Below are 12,985 nucleotides of genomic sequence, written 5' to 3'. Positions count from 1 at the left end.
AAATAAATGCCTAATTTAAAAGAAATAATAACAAACCCATTTTGGGTATTAGCGATTATATTTCTAGGGGTGCTTATCGTTTCGATTTTCAGAAAGAAGCAGATCTCAATTAAGACTCCAGAAGTCTCCGTAGACGGTATTCATCTGGATCGTAATGTAAACAATCCTGTTATAAGTCCTTCTCTCCTAAATAAATGGGAGAACATTGGAACATTCAACCCTGCAATCATAAAAGATGATGACGGTGTTGTTCATATGTTATACAGAGCTGTGGGGGATGATGGACTTTCACGTATTGGATATGCAAATAGTCAGGACGGAATTGTTTTTGATGAAAGGTATAATTATCCTGTTTATGTCTCTGTCTCAACTTTTTGTATAGAAAATGAATGCGAGGAGGATAGACCGCATTTTTATAATCCAATGGTTTACGCTTCTGGTGGAGGATGGGGAGGAACTGAAGACCCAAGGGCAGTTGTGATTGGTGATCGTATTTACATGACCTACACAGCTTTTGAAGGTTGGGGATCAGTGCGTATGGCATTGACCTCTATTTCAATGGAGGATTTTAAAAAAGGAAAATGGAATTGGAAAAAACCAAAATTTATTTCATCTGCAAAAGACATAAATAAAAATTGGGTATTATTTCCAGAAAAGCTAAATGGAAAATTTGCTGTAATTCACAGTATTTCTCCAGAAATTAGAATTGGATATATTGATGACATTGATCGTATCGATGAAGAATTTATTCAAAGCTCCGCGCCTTCAGGAGGAAGAGAGGATCAGTGGGATAATTGGGTAAGAGGTGCGGGATCACCACCTATCAGAACAGAAATCGGTTGGTTACTTTTGTACCACGCAATGGATAAGAGTGATCCAAATAAATATAAGTTAGGATGTATGATTTTGGATTTTGAAGATCCAACAAAGATTTTGTATCGTTCTCCTTCGCCAATACTTGAGCCTGTAGAGAATTATGAGAATGATGAAAAACCGGGTGTTGTATATGCTTCAGGTGCAATTCTTCAAGATGATGATCTGTATGTTTATTATGGAGGTGGTGATAAACATGTTTGTGTTGCAAAGACCCCTTTGAAACCACTATTAGATTGGTTGGTAACCTACGGAAAGGTTTAGGAAAAGATATCGATAATAAATAAAATATAACCAAAGAATAAAACATGTTTACATTAACCAGATCAGAACACAATCCAATATTATCACCAATTAAGGATCATCCATGGGAGGCTAGCGCATCGTTTAATGGGTGTCCAATAGTAAAAGGAGATAAGACATATCTTTTCTATAGAGCAATGTCACGCCCAGACCTTCTTTTGTACCCGTATATAAGTACTTCTGTAATTGGTGTTGGAATAGCAGATGATGGGGTGCATTTTGAAGATAGGAAAGTTTTCTTTGGTCCAAATACAGATTACGATAAAGCTGGTTGCGAGGATCCAAGAATTACCAAGGTTGATGACACATATTATATTTTTTATACAGCACTTGGGGGTTACCCATATTCATCGGACAATATAAAGGTTGCTGTTGCAATATCTGATGATTTGGAAACAGTTAGGGAGAAACACCTTATTACACCCTTTAATGCAAAGGCGATGGTCCTGTTTCCAGAAAAAATAAATGGAAAGTTTGCAGCGCTTCTTACTGTAAATACAGATCTTAAAATGTCCGATATTTGCTATGCAGAGTTTGATAACGTTGAAGATATGTGGAATGAAAATAAGTGGATAGAGTGGATGGCGCACATGGATGTTCATAAAATAATTCTTAGAAGAAAAGATAATGAACAGGTTGAGATGGGGACACCTCCAATAAGAACAGATAAGGGGTGGCTTTTTATATATTCACATATTCAGGAATACAATAGTTCGGCTCCTGTTTTTGGTGTTGAGGCCGTTTTGCTTGATTTAGTAGATCCAAGACGTATTGTGGGAAGAACAAAGGGTCCATTTATGGTGCCTGATACATATTATGAAAAGACTGGGCATATTATAAATATTGTATTTCCAACAGGAGCACTAGTTAAGGAAGGAAGATTGGAAATATTCTACGGAGCAGCTGATACACACTGTGCTACAGCTACTATATATATGGAAAATCTTTTGGATATGATGACGGATTCTAAGCTTGAACATAAATTTAAGCGCTTTGCTGGGAATCCAATAATCACTCCACGACAAGGGCTTCTTTGGGAAGCTGGTGGAACAATTAATCCAGCGGCAATTAATATTAACGGTCAAACTCATATTATCTACAGAGCAGCATCGTCAACCAATCTCTCTGTCCTTGGTTATGCTGTAAGTAGTGATGGTTTAAAAATCGACGAAAGGCCTAATACTCCAATTTATTCACCCCGTACCGATTTTGAAAGAAGCATTGGAGCTAGTGGAAATTATGGATGTGAAGACCCTCGTATTATAGAAATTGAAGGAAGAATTTACATGACATACACTGCCTATGATGGTGTTACCCCGCGTGTTGCAGTAAGTTCCATTTCTATTGAAGATTTTGTGAATAGAAAATGGGATAATTGGGAAATGCCAAATGTTATTACTCCGTCAAATATACCTAATAAAGACGCTGTAATTTTTCCTGAGAAAATTGGTGGTAAGTACATGATAATACACAGAGTTAACACAAGTATTTGCGCAGACTTTGTTGCAACACTTGATTTTACTAAAGAAAAAATTAGTAGATGTATAGAAGTATTGAATCCGCAACCTGGTATGTGGGATGGTGTTAAGGTTGGTATTGCAGGCCCTCCAATAAAGACAGAAGAAGGATGGCTTCTTTTGTATCATGGTATTTCAAAAAATAAAACGTATCGTGTGGGTGCTGTGCTCTTGGATTTAGAAAATCCAACAATTGTAAAAGCAAGAACTGCAGCTCCAATTTTTGAGCCAGAAGATCCTTATGAATTAAATGGTCTTGTTCCTAAGGTTGTATTCCCATGTAGTTTGGTTCTAAGAGATGAAAGAGCTTATATTTATTATGGAGCAGGAGACAGTGTTATTGGCGTTGCAACAATTGTTTTGAAGGATTTGTTGCATAAACTAAGAATATAATATGAGCTTAGAACATAAAGGTAGTCTGGAGAAAGAGTTAATCATTTTCGATTTAGACGGAACCCTTGCTGCCAGCAAGTCTGCACTGGATAGTGAGATGGCAGGCCTAATTATTAAACTCCTAGAAGGAAGAAAGGTCGCTGTTATTTCTGGTGGAAAATATGCTCAATTTGAGAAACAATTTTTAGGAAATTTGCCTAAAGATGAACTTTCTGCAAAGTACTTTCAAAATTTATTTTTATTACCTACTTCAGGTACCAGACTTTATTCTTGGAAGATGATTGGTGAACGTGAAGGGGAAAGGGAAAATTCTGGCGGAAAAAAAGTGGGTGCAGTTGGAGTCTGGTATGAAGAGTATTCAGAAAATTTATCTGAGGATGACAAAAAAACTATTTTGAAAACGCTTAAGGAGGCATTACTTGAAGCTGGTATAGAAACTCCAGAAAAAACATATGGGCAAATTATTGAGGATAGGGAATCACAAATAACATTTTCGGCGCTTGGACAAGAAGCCCCGCTTGAGCTTAAGAATGCTTGGGATCCAAATGGAGCAAAACGTAAGGTTGCAGTTGATATTCTTAAGGAGAGACTTCCAAATTTTGATGTATCAATGGGTGGATCTACATCAATTGATATAACCATGAAAGGGGTGAATAAAGCATATGGAATTCATAAACTTGAAGAATTCTTGAAGATTCCAATCATCAAGATGGTTTTTGTTGGTGATAAAATATTTCCCGGAGGAAATGACTATGCTGCAAAAATGACGGGTGTTGATTGTATTCAGGTAAGTGGACCGGAGGAGACAAAAAAAATTATAGAAAAACTAATAAATTAGTACATACAGAACATGTGTAGTATACTCCCTTGGTCGTTTTTAATAATATCTAATCTTATAATAATTATATGACAGATGAACAAACAATTGTTACAGGTGTAGCTGATGATGCAGTAGTTGCAGCGGAGGTTACAGTTGAGGCCTCTGCAGAGGTTGCAGCTGATGCTACAGTAGAAGCTCCTACAGAGGAAGTTGCTACAGTTGCAGCAGAGGAAGTAGCCCCAGTTGAAGAAGTTGCTCCAGCAGCAGAAGAAGTAGTCGCATAAGTAAAGAGTTAATCTCAATACACCAAAAAACCCCGAATCTCGGGGTTTTTTGGTTGCTCAATAAGCACCCAATCGCTCATTTGACAAAAGCATCAAAATAGTACATACTACAGGGGTAAGTTAATCTCTCATGGGTTTTGCGTGGATATTTCACACAAACTATATACTTTTCGAAACTTTAGAGATTTCTAGTCGCCTTACGTATATCTCTAAAGACTAATTCAGTTTTCCATAAATAAATGGAAATCAAACCTCTTTCTTTTTAGAAAGAGTCTTAAATAATATGTATAATAAAACAACTTCTAGCAATAGAAACAATATTACTCGTGGTACAACAGGAGGAGCTCGTAAATCAGCGCCTCGTAGTTCTAGTGCTCCAAGATCAGCTAGTAACGCTGCTTTTACTGGTGTATACGGTGGTTCATTAAATAAAAGCACTTCATCAAGCGCCCCAAGATCTGGAGGTTCTTCATACGGTGCATCACGTGGTGGTTCATCTTATGGTGGATCATCAAGAGGAACATCTGGCGCAAGTCATGGTGGTTCTTCATACAGCGGATCATCTGCTGGTGGACGTTCATCTGGTGGTTCTTCATACAGCTCACGTGCAAGTTCACGTGACGGTTCATCTTTTGGTGGAGGTTCTTCATACGGAGCTTCATCAGGAAGTCGTGGTGGATACGCCGGAGGAAACGGTGGTTCACGCGGTGGATTTGGAGGTGGAGCAAGTAGATTCGGTGGCAGAGGAAACTTTGGTGGTAACCGTGGTCGCGGTGGAGCAAGAGGTGGTGCACGTCTTGATGTTTCAAGATTCATCAACAAAGCTACAACTGATGACAAGGTAGAGGTTTACGTACCAGAGAATACTTTCAGCGATTTTAAAATCGAAGAAACTCTAAAGAAAAGTGTAATCGCAAAAGGTTACATAACACCTTCACCAATTCAAGATAAAACAATTCCCCATATTCTTAATGGGGAAGACTTGGTAGGTATTGCAAATACAGGTACTGGTAAAACAGCAGCTTTTCTTTTACCACTTATAAACAAGGTTCTTATAAATCCTGATGAGCAGGCTATTATAATGGCCCCAACTCGTGAACTAGCTATTCAAATTGATCAAGAATTACAATCTTTTATTAAAGGATTAAAAATCTATTCAGTTTGTTGTGTTGGTGGAGCGCCAATCGGAAGACAAATTTCTGAACTAAGATATTTCAACAACTTTATAATTGGAACTCCAGGACGTCTGAAGGACCTTATCGAGCGAAAGAAATTAAATCTTTCAAACTTCAAGAACTTAGTTCTTGATGAGGCTGACCGTATGCTTGATATGGGATTCATTAACGATATGAAATACGTTATGAGTCTTATGCCAAAGGAAAGACAAACTCTTTTCTTCTCAGCTACATTGTCTCCTGATATTGAAAGAATCATTAATGACTTCTTGAAAAACCCAATTCGTATTTCTGTTAAAACTAGAGATACCGCAAAGAACGTTGATCAAGATGTTGTCTATGTTAAGGGAGGAACAAAAATTGATATTCTTCATGATCTATTGATCAATCCAGAATTTCAAAAGGTTATTATTTTTGGAAGAACAAAGCATGGTGTAGAGAAGCTAACAACAATGCTTGCAGAACGTGGTTTCAAAGCAGCATCTATTCACGGAGACAAGGTTCATACTCAACGTCAACGTGCTCTAAAGTCTTTCAAGGATGGTGAAGTTCAAATGCTTGTTGCAACTGACGTTGCTGCACGTGGACTTGATATACCTAACGTATCTCACGTTATTAACTATGAATTACCTGAAACTCATGATGACTATGTTCACCGTATTGGTAGAACAGGTAGAAGTGATAAGAAAGGTAAGGCTCTTACTTTCATTGACTAAGTAATACTGATTTCAAAAAAAACAAAACACCTCGCTTAAACGCGAGGTGTTTTGTTTTGCTTAATGTTGTATAATTATAAACAAGAAGGTTTTATTATTTACCAATTATTTATTGTTCATCATATTTATGATTTATTTTTTACTTATTATTTTAGGGATTATATTCCTCGCGAGGACATCAGATTTAAGTAGTTCTGTGCGGAATTTAAAGTCAGAGGTTTATAAGATTAAGCAGAAACTTGCTGAAATAGAAGGAGGAGTCTCGCAGTCTTCATCTAAGGTTTCAATTTCTGATTCTCAACGAACAGACGTAAATTATGCAGAACAAAGAAATGGGGCTAATAATCCTGAAACGCATACGTATGTTGGGGTGACGGAAATGGGTCAGCCTATTTATCGTCAACCCGCCAGAGTAAATCAGCCTGAAACAAGTACTCCTGATCCTGTACTTGCGTGGATTCAAGAGAACTGGTTATTAAAACTTGGAGTACTGATGATTCTAATTGGCTTTGGTTGGTTTGTGAGTTATGCATTTATGCATGATTGGATTGGTCCCGTAGGTAGAATTGCAATTGGTATTGTTGCAGGATCGTTTATATCAATTTTTGGAACAATTAGACTTGGTAAGGATGAAACACAGGGAGTTTTGTTTACAGCATTAGGTGCTGCTCTTGTTATTATTTCTGTTCTATCTGGACAATATTTCTATCAATTTTTCTCTCCAATGATAGTGCTAGGAATAATATTCTTGGTTTCGTTCTATGTAAGCCTTACAGCCCTTGCATACTCTGTAGAAAAGTTGGCAATTTACGGTCTAATATTAGCGCTTCTTGCTCCTGTTCTATCTCATGTATCAATGAATCTAGATTATGTGTCTATCTACCTGTATTTACTTGTTATTTCGATTTCTACAATCTGGGTTTCTATTGTTAAGGGATGGAGATTTGGTAATCCAATAGGAATAGTTGGAATACTACTTTACAGTTTTCCTATAATGATGAATGCTCAAAACAGCTTTGCCTCTGATTCTGCAAAATATACAACACTTATACTTGCATACGTAATATCACTATTATACCTTGTTGTTAGTTCTTGGAGTTTGATTAAAAAGGACAATACACTAATCGCAGAAAATGGAAGTGTTGCATTGGCCAAAAATAGAGGTGTTAATAGTGAAGAGAGTGTAGAGTTTGGCGCTACTTCAAATGATGTACTCCTAACTGTGGTCAGTACAATAATTATTCTAGGTCTTACACTAGGTCTTGTTCCTATGATTTATCAATCTCTTGTGTTATCTATGTGGATGTTGATATACGGAGTTTCAGGATTTATTGTATTTCAAGCTACAAGAAACGAAAAGCTATTCTATATACATTCTCTAGTTGCCGTTTTGTTTTTAGCGATAGCCACATCTGTAGAATTAAGTGGTAAATCATTAATTATTGCTTTTGCTATTGAAGCGGCAATTGTTTCTATCGCATCATTCTTGGTAACAAATAATATTAAAATATCAAAGGCCTTTGGTGCTTTAATGGTTATACCAATGGCGATGTCCTTGGAGAGTGTTTTCTCTTCTAATTGGGAATATGAAAGGGGAATGGGAATGTTCCATGTTGACTTCTTTGTTCTATTTCTGATAGGAGTAATTCTAGCTACTCTTGGAATGTTCTATAGGTTAAATAAAGAAAAAGACTCAATGGCGCCTGAATTTGATTTCTATCATTTATCACTAATATTCTCAACAGTTTATCTTTATGTAATAATTTGGCTATCATCACACGCTGTAATATTCAATCAAGATACAGCGGTCTTTGTTAGCTTATTTATGTATACAGTTATTGGATTAGGAACGTATTTTATTGGGTTATTTAACAGGAGTGATATTCTAAAAAAGTATGGAGGAGTTCTTCTTGTCTTGGTTGTACTTAGATTAGTACTCGTTGATGTATGGCAAATGGAGTTGGCATTACGTGTTGTTACATTCATTATTTTGGGAGTTATGTTTATCAGTACAGCTTTTATTTCAAAAAAACAACAATAAGATACGTCCACAGTAAAAATAAAAACAATAATAAACATGAATAAAAAACTAATTATAAAATCATCGGTTACAGCATGTCTTGCAATAGCATTCGTCCTAATTTTAAGTTTTAAGCCTGCATATGCGATTGTAAAAGATTGGCAACCTGTGACAAGTGTCGCCACATCAACAAACGAGGTGATATTTAAAGCGTATAAGAACTATATGAAAGTTCCTGCCCAAAATATATTAGTTCCGACACTCTTACAGATTCCCATAGACATCAATCAAATCAGTAGTGACTCTTTTGGTGTATACAATAAAACTGATGGTAAATTTATTTCAAGTTTGGTCACGAGAGATAATCAAATAAATGTTAATAATGTAAATGCAATAGATATTTCTACTAATGAAAATCTAAACGATTTGTTTGATAATAATTATCAAACGATGAAGGATTTCTACCTTAATAAGGAAGAGAGTAAAAGTATTTCTGCAATTTCAATTAATTATTCAAAAGCAATTAAGTCTGACTCTTTAAATTTATCTTTTGATTCGTATGTCTCACTACCTACATTGGTTACATTGAAGGCATACGTAAATGGCAAAGAAATTGTCTTGCTAAACAATTACAAACCAACCTCAAATGAAATTAACTTTCCAATAACATTGTCAAACAAATGGATTTTAGAACTACAATACGCTCAACCTATTAGAATTTCAGAGATTCATTTAAATGATACATTAAATGCATATGCTGGAGAGTCCTTAAGTTTTTTAGCGCTTCCCAAAAAAGAGTATGTAATTTATGTAAATCCTGAAGTTGCACCTAAGATATATGCAAATTATGAAGAGGCCTCCAATTATTCATCGTCTCTTGGTGTAAGGAAAATCTCAATGCCTGCTGTTTTGGAGAACCCAGTTTTTGTCCTAAGTGATACTGACGGAGATGGTGTTCCTAATGTAATAGATAATTGTATAAACGTTGCCAATGGAGATCAGCTTGATATTGATCAAAATGGAAGAGGGGATGTTTGTGATGATTATGACAGAGACGGAATAATTAACTCCATAGATAATTGTAGGGATGTTCCAAATTATGATCAAAGAGATACTGATGGCGATAAAATTGGAGATGCTTGCGACACTAGTGAAAGTAGATTCACTGAACAATATCCCTGGATAGCTTGGGCGGGAATAGGATTTTCAGCTTTAGTTTTTTTGACACTTTTGTTTGTTGCAGGGAATAGAATTAGGAAGAATAATTTATAGTATTTTGGTTTGCTTTTAAGCCTTATTTAGTCTAGGATTGCCGTATAGTCGATTAAATCGACATCGTCCTGTAACGGTCCTACGGCCTTACAATTGACAATTGAACAAAAACTACAAACTGGAGGAATACATAAGATGATTAAACTATCGAATGGACATGAGTTGAAATATGTTGTTGCAAGCGGGGCTCTCGCTTTTGATGGGAAAGGATGGTTTTGGGAATGGCCATTGGTTTGGCTTGGGATTATTAAACCCGAGCTTTTTACCGTGGTTATCAAAACTCTGACTCGTCATCCTCGTCCGGGAAATCTGCGTTGGTGGAATCCTTGGACTTGCATGCGTTTGATTCGTGGAGGCTCTGTCAACAAGATTGGATTGACTAACAAGGGAATTGATTGGTGGTGTAAAGAAATTGCACCATTTCATGATTTTGTAAAATTTCCTCTAATTGCCTCAATTTTTGGAACAAAGGAAGAGCTTGTCGAAATGACAAAGATGCTCAACCGATATCCATTTGTTGCAATCAAGGTGAATTATTCATGTCCAAATTCTGGAGATGCTTTGCAAGACGCTGGCAGTGTCGTTGATGCTGTTAAGGCTGTGAAGGAAGTGTCTGGGCACCCTGTTATCGTGAAGGTTTCAGTTGACCAAGACTATTTGACTATCGCCAGTGATCTGGAGGGCATTGCGGAAGCAATCGCTCTGAATAGTATACCTTGGAAAACCGCCTTTCCTGACGGTGAGGAAACACCTCTTTGGAGATTGGAGAAAAAAGTTGGTGGAGGTGGTGGTGGTGTGTCTGGGAAGCCAGCACAAAAACTTAATTGGAGGGCTGCTGAACAGCTCTACAGACAAGGATCACTTCCGGTAATTGTGCCGAGCGTGATGAACTATCAAGACGTTGTACATGCAAATTTAATTCTCAAAGCCGCTGCAATTAGCTTCGGTGCAATTCACTTAAGGACTCCATGGAGGCCGACAGCGATTGTGGAGGAATTGAATCATCAGGATCAGCCAACACATTTGTTGGAATAATCTTTGGGGTCAGGCGATTCTGGTCGAAGACCTGAATCGTGTGTCTGACCGCAAAACGCAGAAAACAAAACAAACATAGAAAGAAATTGAGTCGTGAAAGAAAAACAAAATAAAATCTTGATTAAAAGATGGTTTGATCGCCATTTACATGTGAGAGATGGAGAAGTGATGAGTCTGGTATTGCCAGCTACTGTTTGCCAACAGGCAAGTGGTGCGCTGATTATGCCTAACCTGAAATATCCTGATCAGATTGATACGCCGGAAAAGGTTGAAGCTTATTATCGCCGAATCAAAGAAACCCTTCCTTGGTGGAGTGACTTTGAACCGCGTTTGGCGTTGTATCTCACCGACACAACTCCAGCCTCTGAAATCAAGAAGTGGATTGACACTGGATATCTTACTGCTGTCAAATTGTATATGGCTGACAAGAATGGAGAAGGGGGAACAACGGGATCCCAACATGGAGTCAGAAATCTTCTTGGAAGATACCCTGTCTTTGAAATGATGGAGAAACATGGTATTCCACTTCTTGGTCACTTTGAAGCGGCTGAGCGAGAGGTTGATGAATTCGATCGCGAGATTGTTTCCATTGAGCGTGATTTGGTTCCGTTGATAAAAGTCTTCCCAGGGCTCAAGGTTGTGTTTGAACACATTACCGATGGACGTTCTGCAGACTTTGTAGCGGAGGTTGACCATCCAATTTATGCAACAGCTACTCCTCAAGGCATGATGATCAACAGGAATGCAATGTTCTTGGGTGGAATGAATCCAGGGAACTATTGCAAACCTGTGCCTAAGCGTGAAGAGCATCGTATGCGTGTTCGGAAGCATGTCACTTCTGGAAACCCTCGTTTTGGAGCGGGAACTGATTCTGCTCCTCATGATGAAGCTGCGAAGTCTCATTGTTACGGATGTGCAGCTGGTATCTTCACTGCACCAAATGCTGTTGAATTATATACAACAATCTTCGATGAAGATAATGCCTTGAAACATCTGGGTCCATTCATGTCAGAGAACTTCATTGATCTGTATGACATGGAGGTATCTACCGAGTTTATGACAATTAAGCGTGAGTCGTGGGAAGTCCCCATGAAATTAGGCCCGGTTCAAATCTTCAAGGGAGGAACAACTCTGAATTGGAAATTGCAGGATTGGCCTCATGGCAAGATGATGTTCTGATTGGTATCGGATCGATGTTTTAGTTTAATAACCCCAACCCTGACGGCGTAATTGCTGTCGGGGTTGTTTTTTATAGGTAGTGTACTCTGATGTTTGTCGCTAAATTGAATGTGATATAATTGCTGTATGGACTACAATAAAAAATCATTAGCACTTCACAAGAAATATAAAGGAAAAATGGAATTAAAATCCAAAGTTCCACTTAAAACAAAAATTGATTTATCTTTGGCTTATACCCCGGGGGTGGCGGAAGTGTGCCGTTTAATTCATAAGGATCAAAAGCAGGTTAATTCATACACAATGCGAGGCAATACAGTGGCGGTTATAACGGATGGTTCAGCGGTTCTTGGTCTAGGAAATATTGGTCCCTATGCTGCGATGCCTGTTATGGAAGGAAAGTCTATTTTATTTAAGGAATTTGCAAATGTAGACGCTTTCCCAATTTGTCTTGATACACAAGATCCAGAAAAAGTTATTGAAGCCGTAAAATTATTAGCACCAACATTTGGGGGAATTAATCTTGAAGACATATCTGCGCCAAATTGTTTTTATATTGAAGAGCGTCTAAAGAAAGAATTGAATATTCCTGTCTTTCACGATGATCAGCATGGTACAGCAATTGTTGTGCTTGCTGCATTAATAAATGCGCTAAAGATTATTAAGAAGGATATAAAAAATATTAAAGTTGTAGTAAATGGAGCTGGAGCTGCAGCAACAGCAGTTTCAAAACTACTTATCAAGGCTGGAATAACAGCGGGGAAGATGATTATTGTAGATAGTAGGGGTGCAATTTATGAAGGGAGAGAAGGATTAAATGCATCAAAAATTGAAATGGCAAAAATTACAAACAAGAAGAAGGTAGAAGGGCTTCTTGATATTGTAATTAAAGATGCCGATGTGTTTATTGGTGTATCGGTTGCTGGAGCTCTAAAAAAAGAATGGGTGAGTGAAATGGCAGAGAATCCAATTGTTTTTGCAATGGCCAATCCAAATCCTGAGATATCTTATGAGGATGCGAAGCAAACAAAGATTGCTGTCTTTGGAACAGGTCGTTCAGACTATCCAAATCAGATAAATAATGTTTTGGTTTTTCCTGGAATTTTCCGTGGAGCCCTTGATTCTGGAGCTAAACAAATTACAGATGAGATGAAACTAGCTGCGGCTCACGCAATCGCATCACTCGTTAAAAAAACAGAGCTTAAAAAGGACTATATAATACCAAGTCCTTTTGACAGAAGGGTAGCGAAGGTTGTTGCAAAAGCTGTTATGAAGTCTGCAAAGAGTCATTAAGTAGTGATTATTGATATGTGTTTGGAGAGTTTGCCCGAAATCCTTTTTTGAGACCTTGAATTTATGAAATCTTTGAGATATTCACCTTTTGATGACAGGGGTGTATAA

General features: G+C 37.5%; 10 protein-coding genes. All 10 read left to right on the top strand.

Features of this window, described 5'->3' with window-relative positions:
* The first annotated feature begins 6 nt into the window (after positions 1 to 6).
* The 10 genes from WCQ00_00160 (at position 7) to WCQ00_00115 (ending at position 12,877) form a co-directional block, all read left to right on the top strand.
* Complete coding sequence (locus WCQ00_00160; protein MEI6041976.1) at positions 7 to 1,137, top strand: hypothetical protein; 1,131 nt, start codon at positions 7 to 9, stop codon at positions 1,135 to 1,137.
* A gap of 44 nt (positions 1,138 to 1,181) precedes the next feature.
* Positions 1,182 to 3,086 (top strand): hypothetical protein, encoded by a 1,905-nt coding sequence (locus WCQ00_00155; GenBank protein MEI6041975.1) that lies wholly within the window; start codon positions 1,182 to 1,184, stop codon positions 3,084 to 3,086.
* Position 3,087: 1 nt separating this feature from the next.
* Positions 3,088 to 3,924 (top strand): HAD hydrolase family protein, encoded by an 837-nt coding sequence (locus WCQ00_00150; protein ID MEI6041974.1) that lies wholly within the window; start codon positions 3,088 to 3,090, stop codon positions 3,922 to 3,924.
* 68 nt (positions 3,925 to 3,992) lie between these two features.
* Entirely contained in the window at positions 3,993 to 4,190 is a 198-nt protein-coding gene (locus WCQ00_00145; GenBank protein MEI6041973.1) for a hypothetical protein, read from the top strand.
* Between the two features lie 283 nt (positions 4,191 to 4,473).
* Positions 4,474 to 6,081 carry a DEAD/DEAH box helicase gene (locus tag WCQ00_00140; GenBank protein ID MEI6041972.1) on the top strand — a complete coding sequence of 536 codons (1,608 nt, stop codon included), beginning with the start codon at positions 4,474 to 4,476 and terminating at the stop codon, positions 6,079 to 6,081.
* Between the two features lie 127 nt (positions 6,082 to 6,208).
* Positions 6,209 to 8,122 carry a DUF2339 domain-containing protein gene (locus WCQ00_00135; GenBank protein MEI6041971.1) on the top strand — a complete coding sequence of 638 codons (1,914 nt, stop codon included), beginning with the start codon at positions 6,209 to 6,211 and terminating at the stop codon, positions 8,120 to 8,122.
* Positions 8,123 to 8,158: 36 nt separating this feature from the next.
* On the top strand, positions 8,159 to 9,373 hold the full coding sequence (locus WCQ00_00130; protein MEI6041970.1) for a thrombospondin type 3 repeat-containing protein: 1,215 nt from the start codon (positions 8,159 to 8,161) through the stop codon (positions 9,371 to 9,373).
* Positions 9,374 to 9,466: 93 nt separating this feature from the next.
* Entirely contained in the window at positions 9,467 to 10,408 is a 942-nt protein-coding gene (locus WCQ00_00125; protein MEI6041969.1) for a hypothetical protein, read from the top strand.
* Between the two features lie 93 nt (positions 10,409 to 10,501).
* Positions 10,502 to 11,587: a dihydroorotase gene (locus WCQ00_00120; GenBank protein ID MEI6041968.1), complete on the top strand. Its 1,086-nt coding sequence runs from the start codon at positions 10,502 to 10,504 to the stop codon at positions 11,585 to 11,587.
* 126 nt (positions 11,588 to 11,713) lie between these two features.
* Positions 11,714 to 12,877, top strand: a complete 1,164-nt coding sequence (locus WCQ00_00115; GenBank protein MEI6041967.1) for a malic enzyme-like NAD(P)-binding protein — start codon at positions 11,714 to 11,716, stop codon at positions 12,875 to 12,877.
* The last annotated feature ends 108 nt before the right edge of the window (positions 12,878 to 12,985 follow it).

It is taken from the genome of bacterium (assembly GCA_037127815.1).
Taxonomy (GTDB): domain Bacteria; phylum Patescibacteriota; class Minisyncoccia; order Phycocordibacterales; family CAIZLB01; genus CAIJKW01.
Note: the sequence above shows the minus strand (reverse complement) of the source record. Positions and strands in the feature narration are given on the sequence as shown.